This window comes from Streptococcus infantis, assembly GCF_047463635.1.
GTDB lineage: Bacteria > Bacillota > Bacilli > Lactobacillales > Streptococcaceae > Streptococcus > Streptococcus infantis_W.
In genome coordinates, this window is record NZ_JASHDL010000010.1 from 40271 (window position 1) to 66386 (window position 26116).

Genomic DNA, 26116 nt, shown 5'->3' on the forward strand with positions numbered 1-26116 from the left:
TATTTGTCTCGCACCTCACGGAGCGAGACGGACTAATAGTCACATAAATTTAAAAAATTCTACTGAAGTTTCATTCAGTAGAATTTTCATTTTCAGAGGATTCGTTGTTTTAAGAGATTAAGGTTCTAGATAGAATACTAAAAATTTCAAATTTTTTTTAATCTTCATTAAATTGCGTAGTTATAGTTTTCTTAAAAATTAATAGATAATTATGTATTTTCTTTATAAAATCTTTAAATTTATATTTTATTATTGAAGTGTAAATTTAAGGAGGATCAAAATGGAAAAAAATATTTTAGAGACAAGGAATTTGTCAAAGAAATTTGGGAATCAACTTGTAGTGAATAATATTTCATTACAAGTGAAAGAGAATTGTATCTACGGATTACTTGGTCCAAATGGTGCTGGGAAATCAACAACACTAAAGATGATAACAGGAATGCTCCATAAATCGTCCGGAGATATTATATTTAATGATCATACATGGAGTAGAAAGGATCTTGAACAAATTGGTGCCTTGATAGAGCTACCTCCGTTATATGAGAACTTAAGTGCAAGAGAAAATTTAAAAGTAAGAACAATGTTACTTGGATTACCCGAATCAAGAATTGATGAAGTTCTAAAAATCGTTGGTCTATCAAATACAGGTAAAAAAAGAAGTGGAAAATTTTCTTTGGGAATGAAACAACGATTAGGAATTGCAATAGCACTGTTAAATAATCCTAAATTATTAATTTTAGATGAGCCAACCAACGGCTTAGATCCATTGGGAATTCAAGAATTAAGGGAGATGATTCTTGGCTTTCCAAAACAAGGCATTACAGTAATTCTATCCAGCCATAACATTTCCGAAGTTGAGCAAGTTGCAGATTATATCGGAATAATATGTGAAGGTGAATTAAAATACCAAGATATAAAAAACTCTCAAGAAAGTTTAGAAAATTTATTTTTGGAAGTAGTAAAGAAGGAGAATTAAAAATGATAAATTATATCCTTAGTGATTATTTAAAATATAAAAGAACTTTTTTAAAAAAAATAATCTATATAATACCTATATCTTTGATAATTCTTTCTTATATACTGGCACCACCATATTTTACAGTAGATTCATATAATTGGTGGTATACTATAATTATGCCAATTACTTATGCACTGATTCCTGCTTTAATGAATCGATACGAAGATAAAAAAATAAAATATAGGGCAGTTTATCCTCTAAGTATTGATTTAAGAAAGATTTGGATATCAAAAATTATTGTAGCAAGCTATTTGATTCTGATGACAAGTTTGGTTCATTTGATAGCAGTTTTAATTGTGCAATTTATTTTTGGAAAACAAATATTTTTAAGCTATAGCTTTAGTACTTTATTAGTTTCGAGTATAGTATTAGTGGTATCAAGTATATGGCAAATTCCATTTTGCCTACTATTAGCTAAAAAGTTTGGTTTTTCTACTAGTCTTATGATAAATGGTTTATTAGGTGTTGTACTAGGAATTATGTTTTCTGCTGGAGATTATTGGTTGTTTTCCCCATATAGTTGGAGTATAAGAACTATGGTTCCAATGCTGAAAATTATGCCAAATGGACTACCAGCAGATGCAGGAAATATGATGTTAAACACATCCATTTTGCCTCCATGTATCTTCTCAATTCTGTTATTTCTTCTATTATCTTACTTATCATCTATTTGGTTTGCAAAACAGGAGGTGGGATAGTGATAAATATTTTAAAGTCTGAACTATATAAGATAAAACATACTTGGTTACCCTGGTTATATCTGTTTCTCCCAATACTATTTGTGATTATGATATATGCTGGTTTTAAATTTACGAGCCTAAGTAGGTATTCAATAGAGGATGTCACATTAAATTATTTGATTACGTTAGGTGCATTGTTCCCGATTATTATTGGTTTTATTACTGCAAAGGTAATAGAAATGGAAGCAGAAGCAGGTTGTTTTCAGATAATGTTAACTGGTTCGCAATCAAGAACTAGTATGTATATTGGTAAGTTATTATCCTTATTGTTGTGTGCATCTCTATCACTTGTTTTACTCCAAAGTAGTTTTTTGATGTTTTTTAATTATCAAGAATTTTATGATTTGATATTGGAATCAGTCTTAATGATTATCGGAGTTGTTCCGTTATATTTAATACATCTGGTTATTAGCCTCAGATTTGGGAGTGGTGCCTCTATTGGTCTTGGTTTCTTTGAAACTTTGATAGCGCTACTTGCTGTTACAAGTATGGGGGATAATATTTGGTATTACTTACCAAGTTCATGGCCTTCAAGGCTTTGTGGTCTTTATTTTGTAGATAAAATTTCAGGTGAAAACTCATTTTATTTTGAATTTTTTAAATGGTCTTTAGTTGCAACACCAATAATAGTTGTAATGTTATTTGTAAGTTTGATTTGGTTTAATAAATGGAACGGCAGAACTAATATGGAATAGAAATGAAGGTGGTAATAAGATGGTGAAAATATTAGCTATAGATGATGAAATGGATCTTTTGGTCTTAATCAAAAATATTTTAACACAAAAATTATATCATGTAGATATTTTTCAAAATCCAACAGAAGTACCTATTTCTAAATTATCAGAGTATGATTTAATCTTGTTAGATATAATGATGCCAAAAATCGATGGTATATCTTATTGTAAATCTATTAGAGATAGAGTAGACTGTCCCATCTTATTTTTAACTGCAAAATCTTTGGAAAGTGACATTGTTTCGGGTTTATCAACAGGAGCTGATGATTACATTCTAAAACCTTTTGGAGTAAATGAATTAATTGCGAGAGTTGATGCCCATTTACGTCGAGAAAACCGAGAGAGACATTTAAGTTTAAATCTTGGAAAAATTAGATTTGATTTATCAGCGAATATGATTTATGTGAATGATAAGAAAATTCCTTTTACAAAATCTGAGTATCGAATTTGTGAACTTCTGGCACGTAGGCGCGGGCAAGTATTTTCAAGAGAACAGATTTATGAGATGATATTTGGATATGATGGAATTGGTAATTCTTCAGCTATTTCAGAACATATTAAGAATATTCGCGCAAAATTACAGAAGGAAGGTGTATCTCCAGTTGTAACTGTATGGGGAATTGGATATAAATGGGAATAAAATTAAAAGGGCAATCGCTAAGAATAATATTTTTAGAATATCTAATAAGTGTAGGAATTGTACTGTTTCTTTCAGTTGGTTTAGTAATTCTGATGTTCACCACCATGTATTCATTAGGATTTATTTTACCTGCCGATTACACAGAAAATCAAATTTATGAGAGGAAGAATGCGATAGCCAATACAGAGACTTTTGATAAAAATCTTATACCAGATAATGCTTCATATCTATTAATTTCAAAGGATGGAAATATCATTACTAGTTCAATGAGTAAAGATGAAGAAGATCGAGCAATTCGATACTATAATAATGAGAGAGTATATAATACCCCATCTTATAGCTATATAGAAATTTTACGAAATGACGGTTATTGTATTATTCAATATTCAGTAAAACCCTATTTTACAAATAAATTCATGGCAAAATATTTTCCTAATGTCAATGTAGTGTATGTCAGTATTCTTATTTTAGTTAGTTTACTAAATACATTGGTTGTTACAATAGTATGGGCTAAATATCTTGTGAAACAACTCTCACCTATATTTGCTGCTTCCGAAAAAATATCAGAACAAACTTTAGATTTTGAACTGCATTATTCAAGAGTCAAAGAATTTAATGAAGTTCTATTTAGTTTAGAGAAAATGAGAAATGCTTTGCAAGAGTCATTAATCAAAGAGTGGATACAGGAAGAAAACAAGCAAAAACAGATTTCTGCTTTGATACATGACTTGAAAACCCCAGTATCTATTGTTCAAGGAAATGCTGAGTTGCTTAAAAAGACATCTGTGACAGAGGACCAGAGTATTTATATAGATTATATACTGAGGAATAGCAATAGAATATCTGAATATATAAAAACACTTCTAATCATGAATAAGAATTCTAATGCCACTGAATACCAGCCACAATCGTTGGCAGTAAAAACTGTATCAGAACAATTGGTAACAGTTTCTAAAGAACTAATGTCAATTAATTCTAACAATCTAAAAACTAATGTAGTAGTTGAAGATGGTATAATGAGTGTAGACTTGAAACTCTTAGAGAGAGCATTGCAAAATGTCTTAGCGAATTCAATTGAAAATAATAATGGAATAGTTACATTGGAATTGAATTTAAAAACTGTAGATGAATTTTTAGAAATATCAGTATTAGATAACGGGAAAGGTTTTTCTGATATCGATTTAATTCACGCAAAAGAACAGTTCTATCGTGGAGATTATAGCAGGCATTCTGCAACCAATTATGGTATTGGATTATTTATTACTGAACAAATAATTAAATTACATGGTGGATCAGTAATCTTGAAAAATAGAGAAGCTTGTCGTGGTGCTGAAGTTAAATTTATATTACCGATACAGAATGATAAATGAGCCAGATTAACACTTAACTTATGTAATAATTAATCTAACAGCCACTAACATCAAACTTTATAACATGTTCATAACTGTATTTAACGTCAATTTGTAAATGTTAACTTCGAACTTTCACTACAAATTACACTAAGATAGAATATTATCTAGTATTACTCATACGGTGCACAGAGTTTGTTAGTCTGAATATGTCGGAATGAGGGGAAATATTAAAAAACTAATCAATAAGTATTAAACTTTATATAAAAAGCAAATAAAGGTGGTTAGTGGAAAAGTTTTTAAAATCATAAAAACGCATAATAGCAAGTTCTTTAGATACTTGTTATTATGCGTTTTATCATGAAATTTCACTTGATTTTTTAATAAAATTGTAATTTTGACATTATAGACTTGTAGAGTGTTTTGGTTGTACTTTTTGTTCGGGGTCAATGTAGTTGATAGCATTATTAACGGCAGTTGGTGCTTCACCTAGACCGGTTGCAATCAAGTCAATCTTACCTTCATAGTAGCAGCAGTCACCGATAGCATAAATTCCAGCTTGGCTTGACTCCTGCTTGCTATTGACGATAATCTTGTGGCGGTTAAGGTCTAATCCCCACTTTTTAAGATTACCGACAGAAGATTTAAAGCCATAGTTGACAAAGAGATGATCTAGTTCAAGGTTTTCGGTCTCATCGGATTTAACTTTTGATATTTCAAGCTTGTCTAAAGTTTTTCCATCTCCAAGAAGCTGACTTGGCACAAATGGTGTTTTGATAGTCACAGAAGACTCTTGCAATGCTTGGACGCTATGCTCAAGAGCACGGAAGTTATCGCGACGATGCACAAGTGTAGTTGGAGCAATCTTTTCAAAAGCTAGTGCCCAGTCAACGGCTGAGTCACCACCACCCAGAATGGTTACCTTCTGACCAGCGTATTGTTGCATATTAGAAACATGGTAGTGGATATTGTCGTAGCCTTCAACACCTTCTAATTCGAGTGGACGTGGTTTAAAGGCACCACCACCCATAGCAATAATAACGGTTTTAGAAGTATGGTTTCCCTTATTAGTTGTAATCTTAAAAACATCATCCTCTTTTTCAATCTCAAGAACAGTTTCATTGAGGTGTACAGGCGTCTCAAACCCTTCAAGTTGTTCCAAAAGGCGGTTAGTCAATTCTTCCCCTGTGAGGTTTGGAAAACCAGGAACATCGAGAATTTGTTTTTCAGGATATAGGATAGCAGGTTGACCACCTAGTTGAGGAAGAGAATCGATGATTTGTACTTTGGCTTGACGAAGGTGAGCATAAAAGGCTGCGAAGAGACCGATAGGACCACCTCCTACAATAGTGATATCATATAGTTCAGACATGGTTTCTCCTTAATTCATTTCTATCATTTAATTCTATCATATTTTCTACCAATTTAAAATGAAGTAGAGGGAAGAAAATTTTCATATAAAATGATATAATGAAGAGTAGCTTTTTTATGGAGAGGAGGCCTAGAATGAATTTTCAGCAATTATCTAATCTTCAATACTGGTCTAGTTTATTTTCCAGTCCTTGGAGTATTCTGATAAATGTGATTGATATTCTTATCGTTGCCTATATCTTATACCAATTTACAAAATCAATTGCAGGAACCAAGATTATGATCCTGGTTCGAGGTGTTTTAGTTTTTATCTTAGCTCAGATAGTAGCAAATACTCTGGGCTTGACGACTATTTCTTGGTTGATCAATCAATTGATTACTTACGGTGTTATCGCAGCGGTTGTTATTTTCTCTCCAGAAATTCGGACAGGTTTAGAGCGATTAGGACGTGCGACTGATTTCTTTTCAAGTACACCAATGAGTTCAGAAGAACAGATGATTCAGGCCTTTGTTAAAGCAGTTGAATATATGAGCCCGCGAAAAATTGGAGCACTTGTATCAGTTCAGCGTGTCAGAACCTTGCAGGAATATATTTCCACGGGGATTCCTTTAGATGCTAAGATTTCTGCAGAACTCTTAATCAATATCTTCATTCCAAACACACCTTTACATGATGGTGCAGTCATTATAAAAGGTGATCGAATAGCTGTAACATCTGCTTATCTTCCACTTACTGAAGACACTGGTATTTCTAAGGAGTTTGGAACGCGACACCGTGCAGCCATTGGTTTATCTGAGGTTTCTGATGCTCTCACTTTTGTGGTATCAGAGGAAACTGGAGGTATTTCCATTACCTATAATGGTGTCTTTAAGCATGATTTAACGATGGAAGAATTTGAGGAAGAGCTACGTCGTATACTGATTCCGGAAAATTCACAAGAGCCAAGCTTAACAGAGCGTATATTAGGAGGCTGGAAGAATGAAAAAAAATAGTTTATATATCATCTCCTCACTCCTCTTTGCTTGCGTTTTATTTATTTACGCTACCTCTATTAATTATCAAAATAATAATAATGCAAGACCGGCTCGAACAGAAACCTATACCAATACGGTCGTAAATGTACCAATTGATATTCAGTACGATAGTGAGCAGTATTTTATTAGTGGTTTTAGTTCAGAAGTAACGGTATTTTTAACTGGATCCAATCGAGTGACCTTGGCTAGTGAGATGCAAGAAAGCACTCGTAAATTTAAGGTTACTGCAGATTTAACACAGGCGACAGAAGGAACCGTTGAAGTTCCCTTGACCATTGAGAATCTACCAAGTGGTTTAACAGCCCTAGCAACACCGCAGAAAATCACCGTTAAAATTGGGAAGAAAGCAACACGGGATAATTTACCAGTCACTCCACAGATTGACTCTGGTAAGGTTGATGAACGAATTCTCATCGATAGTGTGACTGTTTCAGATGAACGCGTTTCGGTTACTAGTGATGTTGATACCTTGTCTAAGATTGATAAGATTGTGGCTGTTTTACCAACGAGTGAGCAAATTTCAGGGAATTACTCTGGTTCGGTGCCTCTTCAAGCAGTTGATAAAAATGGAACAGTTCTACCAACGGTGATTACACCGTATGAAACAACCATGAAGATAACAACGAAACAAGCTCGATCAGCAAGTAGTTCTAGCTCAGCAACGACAAGCTCATCTTTGGGCAGTTCGTCTTCAACTAGTTCTGAAACCAAGTCAGACTCTTCAAAAAAAGACTAATAAAACACAATAGAAAAGGATAAAAAATGGGTAAATATTTTGGAACGGACGGAGTCCGTGGAGAAGCAAACGTAGAATTAACGCCAGAATTGGCTTTTAAACTTGGTCGTTTCGGAGGTTATGTCCTCAGTCAACATACGACTGAAGCGCCGAAAGTTTTTGTAGGACGCGACACACGTATTTCAGGTCAAATGCTAGAAGCGGCTTTGATTGCTGGTCTCCTTTCAGTCGGAATTCACGTTTATAAGCTTGGAGTTCTTGCAACACCAGCAGTAGCATACTTGGTTAAAACTGAGGGAGCAAGTGCAGGTGTCATGATTTCAGCTAGTCATAACCCAGCCCTTGATAACGGAATTAAATTCTTTGGTGGTGACGGCTTTAAACTAGACGATGACAAAGAAGCAGAAATCGAAGCCTTGCTTGATTCAAGTGAAGATACTCTTCCACGTCCAAGCGCTGAAGGTTTAGGTACTGTTGTTGATTATCCAGAAGGCTTGCGCAAGTACGAAGCCTACCTTGTTTCAACTGGAACTCCTCTTGAAGGGATGAAGGTGGCCTTGGATACTGCCAACGGTGCAGCTGCAACAAGTGCTCGTCAAATTTTTGCAGACCTAGGTGCTCAATTAACAGTTATCGGTGAAACACCAGATGGCCTTAATATCAACTTGAACGTTGGTTCAACTCATCCAGAAGCTTTGCAAGAACTTGTAAAAGAAAGTCAATCTGCCATTGGCTTAGCCTTCGATGGGGATAGTGACCGTTTAATTGCTGTTGATGAAAATGGCGACATCGTCGATGGTGACAAGATTATGTACATTATTGGTAAATACCTTTCTGAAAAAGGTCAGTTGGCCCAAAACACTATTGTGACAACAGTTATGTCCAACCTTGGTTTCCATAAGGCCTTGGATCGTGAAGGAATCAATAAAGCAGTTACTGCTGTTGGAGACCGCTATGTCGTTGAAGAAATGAGAAAATCTGGCTACAATCTCGGTGGTGAGCAGTCAGGTCACATTATCTTGATGGACTATAATACTACTGGTGATGGGCAACTATCAGCTGTGCAATTGACGAAAATCATGCAAGAAACAGGTAAGAGTTTGTCTCAATTGGCCTCAGAAGTGACCATTTACCCACAAAAATTAGTCAATATTCGTGTGGAAAATGCCATGAAAGAAAAAGCCATGGAAGTGCCAGCTATCAAGGCTATTATTGAGAAGATGGAAGCAGAAATGGCAGGTAATGGTCGCATCCTCGTTCGCCCAAGTGGAACGGAGCCACTCTTGCGTGTCATGGCAGAAGCACCTACTACTGAGGAAGTAGACTACTATGTAGACACTATTGCTGAAGTTGTTAAAACTGAGATTGGTATTTAGTAACTCTAGCAGAAAATAAAAAAATATGGTACAATGGCAACTATATTGTACTAATGGAGATGAAAATGAATTTAAAACGTGAACAAGAATTTGTCAGCCAGTATCACTTTGATGCGCGTAACTTTGAATGGGAAAATGAAAATGGAGCACCTGAAACTAAGGTTGATGTAAACTTCCAGTTGCTTCAGCATGATCAAGATAATCAAGTTACTTCTTTGGTAGTTGTTTTGAGCTTTATGATTGTCTTTGATCGATTTGTCATTAGTGGAACGATTTCTCAAGTCAATCATGTTGAAGGTCGTATTATCGATCAACCAAGTGATTTCAGCCAAGAAGAGGTTGAGACACTAGCTCGTCCATGTTTGGATATGCTTAATCGTTTGACTTATGAAGTAACAGAAATTGCCCTTGATATACCGGGAATTAATTTGGAGTTTTAAGAAATGAAATTAGCGGTCATAACAGACTCGTCTGCTTTTCTACAAGCGGAAACCTTGCGGAAAGAAGATTTATTTGTGCTAGACATTCCTGTGAATATCGATGGACAGGAGTATGTTGAAGGTGTAAATCTAACCGCTCAAGAATTTTATGAAAAAATGGCTTCAGCAAGCGAATTGCCAAAAACGAGCCAACCAAGTATTGCCAAGTTAGATGAAATTTTATCATCATTAAAAGCTAAAGGCTATACACATGCCTTGGGTCTTTTCCTATCTTCTGGAATTTCAGGGTTTTACCAAAATATCCAATACATGAAGGATGAGTTTGAAGGTTTGACCATTGCTTTTCCAGATACTCGAATTACAAGTGCTCCTTTAGGCTATATGGCTGAAAGTGTCTTTAAATGGGTAGAACAGGGAGATGGTTTCGAGTCTATCTTAGATAAAGTAACTGAACAGATTGAAAATACCTCAGCCTTTATTATGGTGGATGATCTTGACCATCTAGTTAAGGGGGGACGTCTTTCAAATGGTGCGGCCATTTTAGGGAATCTCCTTAGTATCAAGCCAATCCTATACTTCAATGACCAAGGTGTGATAGAAGTATATGAAAAGGTTCGTACAGAGAAAAAGGCTACCAAACGCTTGGTTGAAATTGTTAAAGAAGCAACAGCTATTGGGAATTACCAGATTACTGTCATTCACGGGAATGCTCCTCAAAAAGCAGCAGATTTACGTCAACTTTTGATTGATGGTGGAGTGGCTACAGATGTTTCAATTGCAACCTTCGGTAGTGTTATTGGGACTCACCTGGGAGAAGGAAGTATTGCTTTGGGCTATACACCCATAATCTAGACTATTTTTTAGGGGCAACTAAGGTCCTTTGTATCTTGAAATTCAACACGTCTGGAACCCAGTGTGAAAAAGATAGTTCTTCCAAGGAGTAGATACTCCTTGCTCAGACCTCCTATTTTCACTTTGTGTTCTTACAGGCTTTGTATCTTAGAAATTGAACACGGACTACCTGCCTCTTGAAAAAAGATGCCTGTCTTGCCTTTCGTGGAAAGTCAGCGCCATTCCCTATTTTTCATGGGCAGCTAACGTCCTTTGTATCTTAAACAGGAGTAGAGATTGAGATGAGTATTCGAGTAATTATTGCTGGTTTTAAGGGAAGAATGGGCCAATCTGCTTGTCAAATGGTTTTGTCTGATCCTGAACTTGAACTAGTAGCAGTTGTAGATCCTTTCGAGTCTGAGACCCAATGGCAAGGAGTTCCTGTTTTCAATGATAAGAATGACTTGGCAGGTTTTGAGGCAGATGTATGGGTTGACTTTACAACGCCAGCTGTTGCCTATGAGAATACACGTTTTGCTCTTGAAAATGGCTTTGCTCCAGTGGTTGGTACAACAGGCTTTACTAGTCAGGAAATCGAAGAATTAAAAGATTTTTCTCGTTCACAAGACTTGGGTGGCTTGATTGCTCCCAACTTTGCTTTGGGTGCTGTCTTGCTCATGCAATTTGCGGCACAAGCTGCAAAATACTTCCCAAATGTAGAGATTATTGAGCTTCACCATGACAAGAAAAAAGATGCTCCGAGCGGAACAGCTATCAAAACAGCGGAATTGATGACAGAAGTTCGTGAGTCTATCCAACAAGGTGCTAGTGATGAGGAAGAACTCATTTCAGGGGCACGTGGAGCCAACTTTGATGGTATGCGAATCCACTCAGTCCGTTTGCCAGGTTTGGTAGCTCATCAGGAAGTTATATTTGGAAATCAGGGAGAAGGATTGACTCTACGTCATGACTCCTATGATCGTAGCTCCTTCATGACAGGGGTGAATTTGGGAATCAAAGAAGTTGTCAAGCGTCATGAGCTTGTCTATGGATTAGAACACTTATTATGAGATTAACACAAATGCCTTCTGAATTTCAGAAGGCTTTACCAGTATTAGAAAAAATTAAAGAAGCAGGCTTTGAAGCCTATTTTGTTGGAGGCTCTGTTAGGGATGCCCTACTCAATCGTCCCATCCATGATGTGGATATTGCGACTTCATCTTATCCAGAAGAGACCAAGCAGATTTTTCCACGGACAGCTGACATTGGCATTGAGCACGGAACAGTTTTGGTTTTAGACGGAGATGAAGAGTACGAAGTAACCACTTTTAGAACTGAGGATGTCTATGTAGACTACCGTAGACCAAGTTCAGTTTCTTTTGTTCGTTCGTTAGAAGAGGACCTCAAACGCCGTGATTTCACAGTCAATGCCTTTGCCTTGGATGAGATGGGAAAAATCATTGATTTGTTCGATGGTTTGAGAGATCTAGATAATCAAGTTTTACGAGCAGTTGGTGTAGCTAGTGAGCGTTTCAATGAAGATGCTTTGCGGATTATGCGTGGTTTCCGTTTTCAGGCCAGTCTTGGCTTTGAGCTTGAGCAAGAAACCTTTGAAGCTATGAAAGATCTGACACCACTATTAGAGAAAATTTCTGTGGAACGTACTTTTGTTGAATTTGATAAACTTCTATTAGCTCCTCATTGGCGAGTAGGTCTGTCTTCTATGATTGCAAGTAAAGCTTATGATTATCTTCCGGATATGGCTGGTAGTCAGGAGAACCTCCAATCTTTATTTGACTTAGATGCTGATTTTACTTTTGAATCTTCTGAACAAGCCTGGGCTGCACTTTTATGGGTTTTAGAAGTGGAAGATGCTCAACAATTTTTGAAACATTGGAAAACTTCGCGTCAATTCGCTAAGCAAGTTCAAGATTTACTTACGATCTTAGAACTTCGTGAAGAAGGGGAACTAAGCAAGCGCGATTGTTACCGTTTTGATCTAGATTTGCTTTTACAGGCTGAAAATCTTCGTCAGGCTCAAGGAAAAGAAGTCAATCCACAGGCTATCGAAGAGACTTACCACAGCCTAACCATCCATGATAAAAAAGAAATTCAAATCAATGGTGGGATTTTGATCAAAGAATATGGCTATCAACCAGGACCAGAAATGGGAGAAATTTTAGCAGAGATTGAGTATGCTATTGTAGATGGAGATTTGGAAAATAACTTGGAAGCTATTCATGCCTACTTGAGGGAGAAAAAATGAGTGATTTTATCGTTGAAAAACTAAGTAAATCTGTCGGTGACAAGACCGTTTTTAAGGATATTTCCTTTATTATCCATGACTTGGATCGAATCGGTCTTATCGGTGTCAATGGGACAGGGAAGACAACTCTTTTGGATGTCCTTTCGGGAATCTCTGGTTTTGATGGTGACGTAAGCCCTTTTTCGGCAAAAAACGACTACAAAATTGGTTATCTGACCCAGGACCCAGATTTTGATGATAGCAAGACTGTCTTGGATACTGTTCTATCGAGCGATTTGAAAGAAATCCAGTTGATCCGTGAGTATGAATTGCTCATGCTCAACTACAGTGAGGATAAGCAAGCCAGTTTGGAGCGGGTTATGGCGGAGATGGATTCTCTCCAGGCTTGGGAAATTGAGAGTCAGGTTAAGACGGTTCTTAGCAAGCTGGGGATTCAGGATTTATCAACTCCCGTTGGAGCCCTGTCAGGTGGTTTGCGAAGACGGGTCCAGTTGGCTCAAGTACTTTTGGGTAATCATGATCTCTTGCTGCTAGATGAGCCTACTAACCACTTGGATATTGCTACCATTGAATGGCTGACCCTCTTTTTGAAAAATTCCAAGAAAACGGTTCTCTTTATCACCCACGATCGTTATTTCCTAGATGCGCTGTCAACACGTATTTTCGAGTTGGACCGAGCAGGATTGACCGAGTATCAGGGGAATTACCAAGATTATGTTCGCCTCAAGGCGGAACAGGATGAGCGTGATGCTGCTCTTCTCCACAAAAAAGAGCAACTTTATAAGCAGGAATTGGCCTGGATGCGCAGACAACCACAGGCTCGTGCAACCAAGCAACAAGCTCGGATCAATCGTTTCCATGATCTGAAAAAAGAAGTCTCAGGAACTACAGCTGAGACAGACTTGAGCATGAATTTTGAAACCAGCCGTATCGGTAAGAAGGTGATCGAGTTTAAGGACGTTTCCTTTGCCTATGACGATAAACCGATTCTGAAACATTTTAACCTTTTGGTACAAGCTAAGGACCGTATCGGAATCGTTGGGGACAACGGTGTTGGGAAGTCAACCCTTCTTAACCTCATTGCAGGAAGTCTTGAACCAACTGATGGACAAGTTATCATCGGCGAAACGGTTCGCATCGCCTATTTCTCTCAGCAAATCGAAGGCTTGGATGAAAGCAAGCGGGTTATCAATTATTTGCAGGAAGTGGCAGAAGAGGTTAAGACCAGTGGTGGCTCTACGACCTCTATCGCGGAGTTGTTAGAACAGTTCCTTTTCCCGCGCTCAACTCACGGCACCTTGATTGAGAAGTTGTCTGGTGGTGAGAAAAAACGACTTTACCTCCTTAAACTTCTCCTCGAAAAACCAAATGTTCTCCTCTTGGATGAGCCAACCAATGACCTAGATATTGCGACCTTGACAGTTTTGGAGAATTTCTTGCAAGGCTTTGCTGGTCCAGTTTTGACAGTTAGCCATGACCGCTATTTTTTGGATAAGGTAGCGACCAAGATTCTCGCTTTTGAAGATGGTAAGATTCGTCCTTTCTTTGGGCATTATACCGACTACCTAGATGAAAAAGCCTTCGAAGCAGAAGCAACAAGCCAAGTTCAAAAGGCTGAGAAGGAAAAAGTTGTCAAAGTCCGTGAAGAAAAGAAACGCATGACCTACCAAGAAAAGCAGGAGTGGGCAAGTATTGAAAGTGATATCGAAGCCTTGGAAAATCGTATCTCTGTTATTGAAGAAGAAATGCAGGCCAATGGCTCTGACTTTGGCAAACTAGCTACCCTTCAAAAAGAGTTAGATGAGAAGAATGAAGCCTTGCTTGAAAAATATGAACGCTATGAATATTTAAGTGAGTTAGCTTAATGGAAGAAAAAATCATAAAATGGAGCAGTAAGACAATCATCTGGACTACTCTTCTCTGCTTGATTGAGTTAGCTTTTCTGATTTGGATACTCTCTTTTATGATGACCTATCCCAAGGAGGCACCTGTGGGATTGGTGGTATTAATACTCTTTGTTGGTTTCTTAATCATCATTGTTGGATGGATTTTGTATGAACGTTTGCGACTTCTTTTTCAGATAAAGAGTATTTGAAATGTACGTCCCAAGTTTTTTCCTATAAGCCACATCCTAAAAAAGATTGGCAGTTTTATTCTTGGGAATAAGTAGAAACATTTTCTCTTATGAGAATTAAGGGGGGAATAAATTCAAGGGATTTTTATAATATTGAAGTTCATTTTTATGACAAGGATTTTATAAAACCCAACTCTTTATGGAATCGTCTACGAAGTAGATTTTTGACTGCAAAGCAAGCAAATGTTTTGAAAATCCCAATCTATTTGCTGGATGTTGGTTTACCGCGCAGAGTATTTGAAACCATGTCCTACTTTGAGCGAGAGTGGCGAATCCAACAAAATCGTCAACGCAATCAAAACTCTAAAAGCAAAAAGAAGGAAAGATTTCATTAAACGAGCAATAGTTATAGATTTGATTAGAAGCCTTGGACTCAGTTTCCAGGGGTTCTTTCTATTTCTCTTTTCTAAGATTTATGGTATAATAGGGAGTAAAAACTTAAAAAGAAAGAAATGCTATGAACTTAAAAGATTACATTGCAAGTATTGAAAATTATCCACAAGAAGGAATTACATTCCGTGATATCAGCCCTTTGATGGCCAACGGCAATGCCTACAGCTATGCTGTTCGTGAAATTGTTCAATACGCTACTGACAAAAAAATCGATATGATTGTTGGACCAGAAGCGCGTGGATTTATCGTTGGATGTCCAGTCGCTTTTGAATTGGGAATCGGTTTTGCGCCTGTTCGTAAACCTGGAAAACTACCACGTGAAGTTGTTTCAGCTGACTACGAAAAAGAATATGGTGTTGATACTTTGACTATGCACGCAGATGCTATCAAACCAGGACAACGTGTTCTTATCGTAGATGACCTCTTGGCAACAGGTGGTACTGTTAAGGCTACCATCGAAATGATTGAAAAATTAGGTGGAATCGTAGCAGGTTGTGCCTTCTTGATCGAACTTGATGAGCTTAAAGGTCGTGAAGCTATCGGAGATTACGACTACAAGGTGCTTATGCATTATTAATGAAAAACAGTCCCTAGGGCTGTTTTCTCTTCATTTGATATAAAAATAAGCTATACCTAGTTAGAGAAAAACTATAATTGAAAACTATATCTTCTTACAGTATAATAAAGGGAAAGAGAAACGTCAGCATTTTTCCCCGTTGACGATACCATGTTTACTTGAGTCCAATATGATACAGTAAGGAGATTTCTATGCCGATTCGAATTGATAAAAAATTACCAGCAGTTGAGATTTTACGAACGGAAAATATTTTCGTCATGGATGACCAGAGGGCGGCTCATCAGGATATTCGACCACTGAAAATTCTGATTTTAAACTTGATGCCACTGAAAATGGTTACAGAAACTCAGCTTTTACGCCATTTAGCCAATACTCCTTTGCAGTTAGATATTGAATTTTTATATATGGAAAGTCATCAGTCGAAAACAACTCGTTCTGAGCATATGAAGACTTTTTATAAGACCTTCTCAGAAGTTCAAGACCAGTATTTTGATGGCTTGATTATTACAGGTGCTCCAGTTGAACATCTCCCTTTTGAAGAAGTGGACTATTGGGAGGAATTTACTAAGGTTATCGATTGGTCTAAGACTCATGTCTTTTCAACCCTGTATATTTGCTGGGGAGCACAAGCGGGTCTATACTATCGCTATGGCGTAGATAAATACCAGATGGACCAGAAGCTTTCTGGGATTTATTCTCAAGATGTTTTGAAAGAAGGTCATCTTCTACTGAGAGGTTTTGATGATTTATATGTATCCCCTCATTCTCGCCATACAGAAGTCCACAAAGAAGATATTCTAAACAAAACAAATCTAGAGATTTTAGCATCAGGAGAAGAGGTAGGAGTCTCTATCCTTGCGAGTCGAGATTTGAGAGAAGTCTATAGCTTTGGGCATTTAGAGTATGATCGCGATACGCTCGCAAAGGAATATTTTAGAGATCTAGATGCTGGTTTAGATCCACATATACCAGAAAATTATTTCAAAAATGATGACATTCATGAACTTCCTTGTATGAGGTGGAGTTCATCTGCAGCCCTCTTTTTCAGTAACTGGGTAAATTATGCAGTATACCAAGAAACGCCTTTTGAATGGAAGAGTGCAGAAGAAGATGTGTCTCATTTTGGATATTTATAAGAGGAATTATGACATATTTAGATGCTTTCAAATCAGGGAACTTGGTGTTACCAAGTGCTCTGCTCTTACACTACAATCAACTGTTCTCATCAAGCGATGATTTTCTTGTTTGGCAATTTTTTTATCTGCAAAACACAACGGCCTTGGGCGAATTGTCCCCAAGCCAAATCGCTGAGAAAATAGGCAAGCAGGTCTATGAAGTCAATCAAGCAATTTCACGCTTGACAGAAAAAGGCTTACTCCAATATCGTACTATTGAACTCAATGGAGAAATAGAAGTTATTTTTGATGCGACTTTGGCTTTAGAGCGCTTAGACCAACTTTTTGAAAAGCAAGAACCAAACCAAGTGGCACCTGCTAAAAATGATTTGAAAGACTTGGTGGAAACCTTCCAACAAGAGCTAGGTCGTCTCTTAAGTCCTTTTGAAATCGAAGATTTAGAAAAGAGTTTGAAAGAAGACGGAACCAGTGCGGACCTGATCAAAGAAGCCCTACGTGAGGCCGTTTTGAATGGAAAACCAAATTGGAAGTATATCCAAGCTATCCTAAGAAACTGGCGTCATGAAGGCATTAAGAGTGTAGTCCAGGTAGAGGCTAAGCGTCAGGAGAGAGAAGCGACTAATCCTCAAAATGTTCAAGTTTCTGCAGATTTTCAAAATGCTATGGATCTTTGGAAAGACTAATTTTAAGTATTGATAATAGAAAAAAATGCCTACAGGCTAGAAAGAAAATCTAGCTTGTGGGCATTTTTTGTGTGTTTTATACTCAATGAAAATCAAAGAGCAAACTAGGAAGCGAGCCGCAGGTTGCTCAAAACACAGTTTTGAGGTTGTGGATAGAACTGACGAAGTCAGTAACACATATACGGCAAGGAGAAGCTGACGTGGTTTGAAGAGATTTTCGAAGAGTATTAATTGATTAGTTAGCCAGTCCCCATACACTAAGAGAGCGTTCTGTAACTGGGAAATCTCCATAACCTTCAGCATTGATGGTTACTTGGTCAGGATGGTTACCAAGCAAATCAACAAATGTTTGGTCAGCCCATTCTTGACCGACGAACATAGTTTTGGAGTTTGCTTGGCCATTAGAAATTACGATGGCAAGTGGTGATTGATTTCCAGCTCCTGAACGAACCCAACCGATACAATTAGGGTCGTCAAAGTAGTCAGTCTGCTCTCCGTAAGCCAACTCTTTTCGAATAGCTAGCAAACGGTCAAGAACATCTTTGAAATCTTGCTGAGCATATTGACCAGAGATACCGTAGTAGTCTCCATAAAAGACACATGGGAGTCCCTGCTCTCGCAAAAGAATGAGGGCGTAGGCTGCTGGTTTAAACCATTCTTCAACAGTGGATTCAAGAGCTTGGCCACGTTGAGTATCATGGTTATCGACAAAGGTTACAGCTCGGTCTGGATTGAGTTGTACTAGACTATCCTCAAAGATGCTTGTTAAATCATAGTCTTCTCCAGATTTGCTTGCTTCAAAGAGATTTTGGTGAAGGCGAACATCGACAAGATCAAAGCGCTCTTCAATCTTTTCAAGGTAGTCCAGATTTGCTTCCTTGTCTGGATTCCAGAATTCTCCAAAGACATAGAAATCTTGGCCATATTTTTCTTTGATATCGCGAATGAAGTTGCGCATAAAGAAAGAGTCAATGTGTTTAACTGCATCTAAACGGAAACCAGCTACACCAGTTGTTTCCATAAACCAATCTGCCCAATCGTAAATATTTTTTATCACTTCAGGATGTTTGAAATCTAGATCGGCATACATGAGATAGTCGTAATTGCCATTCTCATTGTCGACTAATTCTTCATGAGCCCAACCTTTGTTGTCTCCCTGTATCAGATAGATCCCAGATTTACGGCGTTTGGCATCATAGTCAGTTCCAGTAAAGTGGTACCAGTGCCAGTGGAAGTCATTGTAGGTGTTTTGTCGTCCGTCAAAGGTAAAACCAGTCCAGCCATTGATGGTAAAAGGTTCTCCTAGTTCCACAGTTCGATCTTCGGGATCCACTTCTATCACTTGGAAAGATTCTAAATGGTCAGCGGCTGCTTTATGATTTAAGACGATATCAGCCATTGGTTGAATCCCATGAGATTTTAAAGTTTGGATGGCATGAAGATAGTCTTCTTTAAAACCATATTTGGTACGTATAGTACCTTTCTGATTAAATTCTCCAAGGTCAAATAGGTCATAGACGCCATAACCAACATCCTTTTCATTTGTTGCTTTAAAAGCAGGTGGCATCCAAATGTGACTAATACCTAAGTTGGCTAGGTGCTCAGCGTCGTCAGCTAGGCGTGTCCAGTGCTGACCGTCGTGGGGCAAATACCACTCAAAATATTGCATTAGGGTTTGATTTTTCATAGTTGATCCTCTTACTTACAGTGATGAGAATTATTGTAGCATAAAGTCAAAGGATATGCAAACGTTTGCGTTATAATTAAACTCTTTGAATTTTATGTCTATTTTTCAACTAGAAGTGTTGAAATACTATAAAAGAAAAATAGCAGGACTGATGGGAGGAAAAATTCTCTCAGATAGGGCAAGATGATGGATGAATCAATAGTTTCTATTTTGTGAATTGTCACAAAATTTGTTATAATAGTGTTTATGAATAAAGTATTCGTCAGTAGACGTGTTGAAAAAAAACTAAACCAAGGTCTAGTACTTTTGGAGGAAATTGATTTTCCAGAACTATCTGAAACTGATAAGGAAGTCGAGTTATTTAGTCAAAGCAAGCAGTTTTTGGGCAAGGCTTATTTATCTCGTCAAAATAAGGGGATTGGTTGGTTTGTAACGAACCAGCAGCTTTCTTTTAACCAAAAATTCTTTGAAAATTTGTTTGAAAAAGCCAAACAAAAACGTTCTTCTTACTATCAAGATGAGTTGACAACTGCCTTCCGTTTGTTTAATCAAGAAGGCGATGGTTTTGGTGGAATGACTTTGGATCTCTATGAAGATTATGTTATTTTCTCCTGGTATAACTCCTATGTCTATGGGCTTCGCCAAGAGATCTTAGCAGCTTTTGCTCAGGTTTTTCCTGAAGTCTTAGGTGCTTATGAAAAGGTTCGTTTTAAAGGTCTAGACTATGAGTCTGCCCCTATCTATGGTCAAGAAGCACCAGAAAATTTTACAGTTCTTGAGAATGGAGTTCTCTATCAAGTCTTTATGAATGACGGTCTTATGACAGGCATCTTCTTGGACCAACATGAAGTGCGTGGTAGCTTGGTGGATGGTTTAGCTATGGGGAAATCCTTGCTTAATATGTTTTCCTACACAGCAGCTTTCTCAGTTGCTGCAGCAATGGGAGGAGCTAGTGAAACAACTTCTGTAGACCTAGCCAAACGTTCGAGAGAACTGTCAGAAGCTCATTTTCATGCCAATGGACTCAGTCTTGACAATCATCGTTTCATTGTTATGGATGTCTTTGAATACTTTAAATACGCTAAACGTAAGGGCTTATCTTATGATGTGATCGTTCTAGATCCACCTAGCTTTGCCCGTAATAAAAAGCAAACTTTCTCTGTAGCTAAGGACTATCATAAGTTGATTTCCCAGAGTTTAGAGATTTTAAATCCGGGAGGTATGATCATTGCTAGCACCAATGCTGCCAATGTTTCTCGTCAAAAATTTATAGAACAAATCGACAAAGGATTTGCAGGAAGAAAGTACCAGGTTCTCAATAAATATGGACTTCCAGCAGACTTTGTCTACAATGAAAAAGATGAAAGTAGTAATTACCTTAAGGTGATTAGCATGAAGGTAACTAAATGAAATTAGTCGTTTCAGTAATGCCAAAGAGTTTAGAAGAGGCGCAAGGGATTGATGCCATGCGGTATATCGATGCTGATATCATTGAGTGGCGTGCCGACTTCCTACCAAAGGAAGCCATTTTACAGGTAGCTCCAGCTATTTTTGAAAAATTTGCAGGCCGCGAACTCCTCTTTACCCTGCGAACTCGTGCTGAGGGAGGCGAGATCGATTTGGATTCGGCAGAGTATGTACAAATTATCAAAGATGTAGCTCAACTCTATCAACCAGAATACATTGATTTTGAGTATTTCTCCCATAAGGATGTTTTTGAAGAGATGCTTGATTTTCCAAATCTAGTCTTGAGTTATCATAATTTCCAAGAAACTCCAGAGAATATGATGGAAATCTTATCCGAGCTAACCAGCCTAACTCCCAAAGTGGTTAAAGTATCGGTTATGGCTCATACAGAACAAGATGTATTGGACCTTATGAACTTTACACGTGGCTTTAAAACACTGAACCCAGAACAAGAATATGTGACGATTTCTATGGGGAAAATGGGTAAGGTTTCTCGTATCACTTCAGATGTGACGGGTTCTAGCTGGTCTTTTGCGAGTCTGGACGAAGCCAGTGCTCCAGGACAGATTTCACTTTCTAGCATGAAAAAAATTCGGGAGATACTAAATGAAGATTGATGGCTACACACGTTTAGCAGCTGTAGTCGCCAATCCTATCAAACACTCCATTTCACCTTTCATTCACAACAGAGCTTTTGAGGCAACTCATACCAATGGGGTTTATCTTGCTTGGGAGGTAGAAGGAACTGACTTGGCAGAAACAGTTGCCAACATTCGTCGTTACCAGATGTTTGGAATCAATCTTTCTATGCCCTACAAGGAGCAGGTTATTCCTTATTTGGATCAATTGAGTGAAGAAGCTCGTTTGATTGGTGCTGTCAATACAGTGGTGAATCGAGATGGAACTTTAATCGGATATAACACAGATGGCAAGGGATTCTTTAAGAGCTTGCCTTCTTTTAAAATATCTGGGAAAAGAATGGTCTTGTTAGGAGCAGGCGGTGCAGCCAAGGCAATTTTGGCACAGGCAATCTTAGATGGAGTCAGTCAGATTTCTGTCTTTGTACGTTCGACTTCAATAGAAAAAACAAGACCTTACTTAGAGAAACTACAAAATGAAACAGGGTTTAAAGTAGATTTATTTGCTTTAGAAGATGTTTCTGAACTGCAAGCAAGGATAACTGATTCGGATTTACTGGTAAATGCGACTAGTGTTGGTATGGATGGAACCTCTCAGCCAATCCCAACAAGCATCGTTTTACCAGAAAAGCTATTGGTAGCAGATGTGATTTATCAACCCTTTGAAACACCATTTCTAAAGTGGGCAAGGAGCCAGGGAAATCACGCTGTTAATGGCCTAGGCATGTTGCTTTACCAAGCAGCTGAAGCTTTTCAGTTATGGACCGGCAAGGAAATGCCAACAGATCAAATCTGGGAATTACTAAAACAAAAGTATCAATAAAGAAAAAGGAGAACTGCTATGAAAATCAGAATAGACCTTCCCCACCATCCTTATGATATTCAGATTAAAAAAGGATGCCTGTCTCAAGCAGGAAAATGGTTGCGGGAACTTTGGCAACCGCAAAAAGTCGTTATCATTACCGATAACCATGTGGCCTCTCTCTATGCAGAAAAAGTTAAATTGAGCCTAGAGGATGCTGGTTTTCAAGTGGCAGTTTTTGACTTTCTAGAGGGTGAAGAGCGAAAAAATCTAACCACAGTTCAAAAGGCTTATGAATTTCTAGTTAAGCAAGACTTGACTCGCAGTGACGGCATCGTAGCTCTAGGTGGTGGTGTCGTTGGTGATTTGGCTGGCTTTGTAGCCTCAACCTATATGCGAGGTATTCACTTTGTCCAAATTCCGACTAGCTTGACAGCTCAAGTGGACTCTTCAATCGGTGGTAAGACAGGAGTAAATACTCCTTTTGCCAAGAATATGGTGGGAACTTTTGCCCAGCCAGATGGCGTTTTGATTGATCCAACAGTTCTTGAAACTCTAGGTAAGCGAGAGTTGATTGAAGGAATGGGTGAAGTCATCAAGTATGGCTTAATTGAAGATCCAGAACTCTGGGACTTATTATCTGAAATGGATGGTTCTTTAGAGAGTATTTTGGAGCATTCAGAGAGTTTGATTGATCATTCTTGCCAGGTGAAGCGAAAGATGGTAGTTGAGGATGAATTGGACAATGGCATTCGTCTGTATCTCAACTTTGGTCATACAATCGGTCATGCTATTGAAGCAACTGCTGGTTACGGAAAAATCATGCACGGTGAGGCAGTGGCTATGGGAATGGTTCAGGTCTCTAAGGTAGCCGAAGAAAAAGGCCTCATGCCAGCTGGAATAACCCAGTCTATCCGAGAGATGTGTCAGAAGTTTGGTCTTCCTGTTGATTATGAAAACTGGGATCTTGACAAGCTCTATCAGGCTTTGACTCATGACAAAAAAGCGCGTGGCAATACCATGAAATTAGTTTTGGTACCTGAGCTTGGTTCAGCGATGATTCACCCAGTTTCTCTCGAAGAAATGAAAGCTTACTTAGTAAAATAAGGAGAATGTATGAGATATTTAACAGCAGGAGAATCACATGGTCCTCGTCTGACAGCAATTATTGAAGGAATTCCAGCAGGACTGCCTTTGACTGCAGAAGATATCAATGAGGATCTCAAACGTCGCCAAGGCGGTTACGGTCGTGGTGGACGTATGAAAATCGAGAGTGATCAGGTTGTCTTCACTTCTGGAGTTCGTCATGGTAAGACGACAGGTGCTCCCATTACCATGGATGTCATTAACAAAGACCATCAAAAATGGCTGGATATCATGTCTGCCGAGGATATTGAGGATAAACTTAAAAGCAAACGAAAAATCACTCATCCTCGCCCAGGTCACGCAGATTTAGTTGGTGGGATTAAATACCGCTTTGATGACTTGCGAAATTCTTTGGAACGTTCATCTGCCCGTGAAACAACTATGCGGGTTGCAGTTGGAGCAGTAGCCAAGCGACTTTTAGCTGAGCTTGATATCGAAATTGCCAACCATGTTGTTGTTTTTGGCGGCAAGGAAATCGATGTTCCAGAAAACTTAACAGTTTTAGAGATTAAAAAACTGGCTGCTCAATCAGAAGTTTCTATCGTTAACCAAGAACGTGAGCAGGAGATCAAGGATTATATTGATCAGATTAAACGTGATGGAGATACTATTGGTGGTGTTGTCGAAACAGTTGTGGGTGGTGTTCCTGTTGGTCTGGGTTCTTATGTTCAATGGGATCGCAAACTAGATGCGAGACTAGCTCAAGCAGTTATTTCAATCAACGCCTTTAAGGGTGTGGAGTTTGGACTAGGCTTTAAAGCAGGTTATCTCAAGGGTAGTCAAGTCATGGATGAAATTCTCTGGTCTAAAGAAGAAGGCTATACTCGTCGAACGAATAACCTTGGAGGTTTTGAAGGTGGCATGACCAATGGCCAACCGATTATTGTTCGTGGGGTCATGAAACCAATTCCGACTCTCTATAAGCCATTAATGAGTGTCGATATTGAAACCCATGAGCCTTATAAGGCAACGGTGGAGAGAAGTGATCCAACCGCTCTTCCAGCAGCAGGTGTTGTTATGGAAGCAGTTGTAGCAACAGTTTTAGCCAAAGAAATTCTAGAGAAATTCTCTTCTGATAATCTGGAGGAATTAAAAGAAGCTGTTGCTAAACATCGGGAGTATACAAAGAATTATTAAGGAGTTCTTATGGCTAAAACCATCTATATCGCAGGATTGGGTTTGATTGGTGCTTCCATGGCACTCGGAATCAAGCGGGATCATCCTGATTATGAAATTTTAGGATACAATCGTAGTCAAACGTCTAGAGATATTGCCTTGGAGAGAGGAATGATTGACCGTGCGACGGATGATTTTGCCAGTTTTGCTCCACTTGCAGACGTCATCATTCTTACCCTGCCAATCAAGCAAACCATTGCTTTTTTACAAGAATTGGCAACTTTGGAACTAAAAGAAGGTGTCATTATTTCTGATGCTGGATCGACCAAGTCAGCTATCGTGGTTACAGCTGAGAACTGTTTTGCAGATAAGCCTGTTCGCTTTGTAGGGGCTCATCCTATGGCAGGTAGTCATAAGACAGGAGCGGCTTCTGCCGATGTTAATCTTTTTGAAAATGCCTACTATATCTTTACGCCATCAAGTTTAACTAGTCCTGACACGCTTGAAGAAATGAAGGACTTGCTGTCAGGTCTGCACGCTCGTTTCATTGAAATCGATGCTGAAGAGCATGACCGAGTGACTTCTCAGATTAGCCATTTTCCTCATATCTTGGCATCAGGTTTAATGGAACAAACTGCAAGTTATGCTGAAGAGCATGAAATGGCGCGACGCTTTGCAGCAGGTGGTTTTCGAGATATGACTCGGATTGCGGAAAGCGAGCCGGGAATGTGGACCTCCATTCTCTTGTCCAATCGTGAGACAATCCTAGAGAGAATTGAGGATTTTAAGGAACGTTTGGAAGCGATTGGTCAAGCCATCAGCAAGGGAGATAAAGATCAGATTTGGAACTTTTTCAACCAAGCGCGTGCACAACGTCAGGCCATGGAAATTCATAAGCGTGGTGGAGTGGATAGCTCTTATGACCTCTATGTCGACGTTCCCGATGAAGAAGATGTCATCCTGCGGATTTTGGAATTGCTGCGAGGAACTTCCTTGGTCAATATCCATATCAACGAGGAAAATCGTGAGGATATTCACGGGATTCTGCAAATTTCCTTTAAGAATGCTCAGGATTTAAAACGTGCTGAGCAAGTCATTACAGAAAATACAAATTACACAGTCGTTATTAAATAAGGAGGACAATTATGTCAAATAGGGGAATTAAATCTGTATTCGTTGTTATCTTTATAAGTGTTATGTTACTTGGTGGCTGTGCTACTAAAAATGGTCAGAAAAAAAGTTCAGATGTTAATGTTGATACGACAACTGTCAATGTTGACGAGACAACAGAGAGTTCGAAAAATGAATCAAGTGTTGAGAAAAAGACTCCTAAATTTGCAGATGATAAAGTTGTAAATGATTTTATCAATAACTATAACGACATTTCTAATAGTCCATTAGAAAATATCAAAAAAGGAAATATAAAAATAAAATATTTCGCAACAAGCTACGGTTATTACTTGGAACTTTTACATGCAAATGATACTGATAAAATTAATGTAACAATTAATCAAACAAATGAAAATAGTTCCTCTGGTGTAGCAGGGATGAAAGAAGTATTTCATGATATTGTTAAATCGATTGAAACGTCTTTATCTGATGATGAGGTAAATAACTATTTTGATAATCTTGTGTTAAATGAGACTATAACAGATTCTACTTTAGGTTCATTGAAGATAAACTATGTACCAGACAAGGAATTAAGTTATGGAAATTCAAGAGGTCACATTAAAGTTATTGTACAATAATAACTATTAAAGAGTATCTAGTAAATTGAATAGAATCAAATAAGGAGGACAAT

Annotated in this window: 25 protein-coding genes; 23 read left to right on the forward strand and 2 right to left on the reverse strand. The window is 38.1% G+C overall.

Features of this window, described 5'->3' with window-relative positions:
* The first annotated feature begins 280 nt into the window (after nucleotides 1-280).
* Genes QM867_RS06980 through QM867_RS07000 form a run of 5 tightly spaced genes read left to right on the forward strand, consistent with a single transcriptional unit; the run spans nucleotide 281 to nucleotide 4502 of the window.
* Nucleotides 281-976 carry a lantibiotic protection ABC transporter ATP-binding protein gene (locus tag QM867_RS06980; RefSeq protein ID WP_371620441.1) on the forward strand — a complete coding sequence of 232 codons (696 nt, stop codon included), beginning with the start codon at nucleotides 281-283 and terminating at the stop codon, nucleotides 974-976.
* A 2-nt stretch (nucleotides 977-978) separates the two neighbouring features.
* The gene (locus QM867_RS06985; RefSeq protein ID WP_375555737.1) at nucleotides 979-1716 is read left to right on the forward strand and encodes a lantibiotic immunity ABC transporter MutE/EpiE family permease subunit; all 738 of its coding nucleotides are present in this window, start codon (nucleotides 979-981) and stop codon (nucleotides 1714-1716) included.
* A complete protein-coding gene (locus tag QM867_RS06990; protein ID WP_414273220.1) occupies nucleotides 1716-2453 on the forward strand; it encodes a lantibiotic immunity ABC transporter MutG family permease subunit in 738 nt (245 codons plus the stop codon). The genes QM867_RS06985 and QM867_RS06990 overlap by 1 nt, the downstream gene beginning before the upstream one ends.
* 19 nt (nucleotides 2454-2472) lie before the next feature.
* The gene (locus QM867_RS06995) at nucleotides 2473-3132 is read left to right on the forward strand and encodes a response regulator transcription factor (protein WP_414273221.1); all 660 of its coding nucleotides are present in this window, start codon (nucleotides 2473-2475) and stop codon (nucleotides 3130-3132) included.
* Nucleotides 3123-4502 (forward strand): sensor histidine kinase, encoded by a 1380-nt coding sequence (locus QM867_RS07000; protein WP_414273222.1) that lies wholly within the window; start codon nucleotides 3123-3125, stop codon nucleotides 4500-4502. The genes QM867_RS06995 and QM867_RS07000 overlap by 10 nt, the downstream gene beginning before the upstream one ends.
* A gap of 382 nt (nucleotides 4503-4884) precedes the next feature.
* Here the strand turns inward: QM867_RS07000 and QM867_RS07005 are convergent, their stop codons facing one another.
* On the reverse strand, nucleotides 4885-5853 hold the full coding sequence (locus QM867_RS07005; RefSeq protein ID WP_315639464.1) for an NAD(P)/FAD-dependent oxidoreductase: 969 nt from the start codon (nucleotides 5851-5853) through the stop codon (nucleotides 4885-4887).
* Nucleotides 5854-5987: 134 nt separating this feature from the next.
* Here QM867_RS07005 and cdaA point away from each other — a divergent pair, with 134 nt between their 5' ends.
* From cdaA to QM867_RS07060, 11 genes are all read left to right on the forward strand, one after another.
* The gene (gene cdaA / locus QM867_RS07010; protein ID WP_281334689.1) at nucleotides 5988-6845 is read left to right on the forward strand and encodes a diadenylate cyclase CdaA; all 858 of its coding nucleotides are present in this window, start codon (nucleotides 5988-5990) and stop codon (nucleotides 6843-6845) included.
* Nucleotides 6832-7623: a YbbR-like domain-containing protein gene (locus QM867_RS07015; protein ID WP_414315422.1), complete on the forward strand. Its 792-nt coding sequence runs from the start codon at nucleotides 6832-6834 to the stop codon at nucleotides 7621-7623. The genes cdaA and QM867_RS07015 overlap by 14 nt, the downstream gene beginning before the upstream one ends.
* 26 nt (nucleotides 7624-7649) lie before the next feature.
* Nucleotides 7650-8999, forward strand: a complete 1350-nt coding sequence (glmM, locus tag QM867_RS07020) for a phosphoglucosamine mutase (protein ID WP_414315423.1) — start codon at nucleotides 7650-7652, stop codon at nucleotides 8997-8999.
* A 65-nt stretch (nucleotides 9000-9064) separates the two neighbouring features.
* Entirely contained in the window at nucleotides 9065-9439 is a 375-nt protein-coding gene (locus QM867_RS07025; protein ID WP_075232111.1) for a DUF1149 family protein, read from the forward strand.
* 3 nt (nucleotides 9440-9442) lie between these two features.
* Complete coding sequence (locus QM867_RS07030) at nucleotides 9443-10291, forward strand: DegV family protein (RefSeq protein ID WP_075232110.1); 849 nt, start codon at nucleotides 9443-9445, stop codon at nucleotides 10289-10291.
* 281 nt (nucleotides 10292-10572) lie between these two features.
* On the forward strand, nucleotides 10573-11340 hold the full coding sequence (dapB, locus tag QM867_RS07035; RefSeq protein ID WP_414276637.1) for a 4-hydroxy-tetrahydrodipicolinate reductase: 768 nt from the start codon (nucleotides 10573-10575) through the stop codon (nucleotides 11338-11340).
* Nucleotides 11337-12536 (forward strand): CCA tRNA nucleotidyltransferase, encoded by a 1200-nt coding sequence (locus tag QM867_RS07040; RefSeq protein ID WP_414276638.1) that lies wholly within the window; start codon nucleotides 11337-11339, stop codon nucleotides 12534-12536. Before dapB ends, QM867_RS07040 begins: the two co-directional genes overlap by 4 nt.
* Nucleotides 12533-14401, forward strand: a complete 1869-nt coding sequence (locus QM867_RS07045) for an ABC-F family ATP-binding cassette domain-containing protein (RefSeq protein WP_414315424.1) — start codon at nucleotides 12533-12535, stop codon at nucleotides 14399-14401. The genes QM867_RS07040 and QM867_RS07045 overlap by 4 nt, the downstream gene beginning before the upstream one ends.
* 726 nt (nucleotides 14402-15127) lie before the next feature.
* On the forward strand, nucleotides 15128-15640 hold the full coding sequence (locus QM867_RS07050; protein WP_414294335.1) for an adenine phosphoribosyltransferase: 513 nt from the start codon (nucleotides 15128-15130) through the stop codon (nucleotides 15638-15640).
* A 191-nt stretch (nucleotides 15641-15831) separates the two neighbouring features.
* On the forward strand, nucleotides 15832-16776 hold the full coding sequence (gene metA / locus QM867_RS07055; protein ID WP_075230842.1) for a homoserine O-acetyltransferase MetA: 945 nt from the start codon (nucleotides 15832-15834) through the stop codon (nucleotides 16774-16776).
* Nucleotides 16777-16784: 8 nt separating this feature from the next.
* Nucleotides 16785-17459 (forward strand): DnaD domain-containing protein, encoded by a 675-nt coding sequence (locus QM867_RS07060; RefSeq protein ID WP_414294336.1) that lies wholly within the window; start codon nucleotides 16785-16787, stop codon nucleotides 17457-17459.
* Nucleotides 17460-17694: 235 nt separating this feature from the next.
* Here QM867_RS07060 and QM867_RS07065 read toward each other — a convergent pair whose 3' ends face one another.
* Entirely contained in the window at nucleotides 17695-19146 is a 1452-nt protein-coding gene (locus tag QM867_RS07065) for an alpha-amylase (RefSeq protein ID WP_414294337.1), read from the reverse strand.
* A gap of 246 nt (nucleotides 19147-19392) precedes the next feature.
* Here QM867_RS07065 and QM867_RS07070 point away from each other — a divergent pair, with 246 nt between their 5' ends.
* From QM867_RS07070 to QM867_RS07100, 7 genes are read left to right on the forward strand one after another with little or no spacing between them, the layout of a single operon-like run.
* Entirely contained in the window at nucleotides 19393-20556 is a 1164-nt protein-coding gene (locus tag QM867_RS07070; protein WP_414315425.1) for a class I SAM-dependent rRNA methyltransferase, read from the forward strand.
* Nucleotides 20553-21230 (forward strand): type I 3-dehydroquinate dehydratase, encoded by a 678-nt coding sequence (aroD, locus tag QM867_RS07075; RefSeq protein WP_301559084.1) that lies wholly within the window; start codon nucleotides 20553-20555, stop codon nucleotides 21228-21230. Before QM867_RS07070 ends, aroD begins: the two co-directional genes overlap by 4 nt.
* The gene (locus tag QM867_RS07080; RefSeq protein ID WP_414294339.1) at nucleotides 21220-22074 is read left to right on the forward strand and encodes a shikimate dehydrogenase; all 855 of its coding nucleotides are present in this window, start codon (nucleotides 21220-21222) and stop codon (nucleotides 22072-22074) included. The genes aroD and QM867_RS07080 overlap by 11 nt, the downstream gene beginning before the upstream one ends.
* A gap of 18 nt (nucleotides 22075-22092) precedes the next feature.
* Complete coding sequence (gene aroB / locus QM867_RS07085; RefSeq protein ID WP_414315426.1) at nucleotides 22093-23160, forward strand: 3-dehydroquinate synthase; 1068 nt, start codon at nucleotides 22093-22095, stop codon at nucleotides 23158-23160.
* Between the two features lie 9 nt (nucleotides 23161-23169).
* A complete protein-coding gene (gene aroC / locus QM867_RS07090) occupies nucleotides 23170-24336 on the forward strand; it encodes a chorismate synthase (protein ID WP_414315427.1) in 1167 nt (388 codons plus the stop codon).
* Nucleotides 24337-24345: 9 nt separating this feature from the next.
* A complete protein-coding gene (locus tag QM867_RS07095; RefSeq protein WP_414315428.1) occupies nucleotides 24346-25449 on the forward strand; it encodes a prephenate dehydrogenase in 1104 nt (367 codons plus the stop codon).
* 11 nt (nucleotides 25450-25460) lie between these two features.
* Nucleotides 25461-26063: a hypothetical protein gene (locus QM867_RS07100; RefSeq protein ID WP_153224948.1), complete on the forward strand. Its 603-nt coding sequence runs from the start codon at nucleotides 25461-25463 to the stop codon at nucleotides 26061-26063.
* The last annotated feature ends 53 nt before the right edge of the window (nucleotides 26064-26116 follow it).

Bases quoted from the DNA above. Each gene is read 5' to 3' on its own strand.
- QM867_RS07095 (WP_414315428.1), top strand. From the start codon at position 24,346: ATGGCTAAAACCATCTATATCGCAGGATTGGGTTTGATTGGTGCTTCC.
- QM867_RS06995 (WP_414273221.1), top strand. From the start codon at position 2,473: ATGGTGAAAATATTAGCTATAGATGATGAAATGGATCTTTTGGTCTTA.
- QM867_RS07025 (WP_075232111.1), top strand. From the start codon at position 9,065: ATGAATTTAAAACGTGAACAAGAATTTGTCAGCCAGTATCACTTTGAT.
- cdaA (WP_281334689.1), top strand. From the start codon at position 5,988: ATGAATTTTCAGCAATTATCTAATCTTCAATACTGGTCTAGTTTATTT.
- aroC (WP_414315427.1), top strand. From the start codon at position 23,170: ATGAGATATTTAACAGCAGGAGAATCACATGGTCCTCGTCTGACAGCA.
- QM867_RS07000 (WP_414273222.1), top strand. From the start codon at position 3,123: ATGGGAATAAAATTAAAAGGGCAATCGCTAAGAATAATATTTTTAGAA.
- QM867_RS07045 (WP_414315424.1), top strand. From the start codon at position 12,533: ATGAGTGATTTTATCGTTGAAAAACTAAGTAAATCTGTCGGTGACAAG.
- QM867_RS07050 (WP_414294335.1), top strand. From the start codon at position 15,128: ATGAACTTAAAAGATTACATTGCAAGTATTGAAAATTATCCACAAGAA.
- QM867_RS07015 (WP_414315422.1), top strand. From the start codon at position 6,832: ATGAAAAAAAATAGTTTATATATCATCTCCTCACTCCTCTTTGCTTGC.
- QM867_RS07080 (WP_414294339.1), top strand. From the start codon at position 21,220: ATGAAGATTGATGGCTACACACGTTTAGCAGCTGTAGTCGCCAATCCT.
- QM867_RS07005 (WP_315639464.1), bottom strand. From the start codon at position 5,853: ATGTCTGAACTATATGATATCACTATTGTAGGAGGTGGTCCTATCGGT.
- aroB (WP_414315426.1), top strand. From the start codon at position 22,093: ATGAAAATCAGAATAGACCTTCCCCACCATCCTTATGATATTCAGATT.
- QM867_RS07040 (WP_414276638.1), top strand. From the start codon at position 11,337: ATGAGATTAACACAAATGCCTTCTGAATTTCAGAAGGCTTTACCAGTA.
- glmM (WP_414315423.1), top strand. From the start codon at position 7,650: ATGGGTAAATATTTTGGAACGGACGGAGTCCGTGGAGAAGCAAACGTA.
- aroD (WP_301559084.1), top strand. From the start codon at position 20,553: ATGAAATTAGTCGTTTCAGTAATGCCAAAGAGTTTAGAAGAGGCGCAA.
- dapB (WP_414276637.1), top strand. From the start codon at position 10,573: ATGAGTATTCGAGTAATTATTGCTGGTTTTAAGGGAAGAATGGGCCAA.
- metA (WP_075230842.1), top strand. From the start codon at position 15,832: ATGCCGATTCGAATTGATAAAAAATTACCAGCAGTTGAGATTTTACGA.
- QM867_RS07065 (WP_414294337.1), bottom strand. From the start codon at position 19,146: ATGAAAAATCAAACCCTAATGCAATATTTTGAGTGGTATTTGCCCCAC.
- QM867_RS07100 (WP_153224948.1), top strand. From the start codon at position 25,461: ATGTCAAATAGGGGAATTAAATCTGTATTCGTTGTTATCTTTATAAGT.
- QM867_RS07030 (WP_075232110.1), top strand. From the start codon at position 9,443: ATGAAATTAGCGGTCATAACAGACTCGTCTGCTTTTCTACAAGCGGAA.
- QM867_RS07070 (WP_414315425.1), top strand. From the start codon at position 19,393: ATGAATAAAGTATTCGTCAGTAGACGTGTTGAAAAAAAACTAAACCAA.
- QM867_RS06980 (WP_371620441.1), top strand. From the start codon at position 281: ATGGAAAAAAATATTTTAGAGACAAGGAATTTGTCAAAGAAATTTGGG.
- QM867_RS07060 (WP_414294336.1), top strand. From the start codon at position 16,785: ATGACATATTTAGATGCTTTCAAATCAGGGAACTTGGTGTTACCAAGT.
- QM867_RS06985 (WP_375555737.1), top strand. From the start codon at position 979: ATGATAAATTATATCCTTAGTGATTATTTAAAATATAAAAGAACTTTT.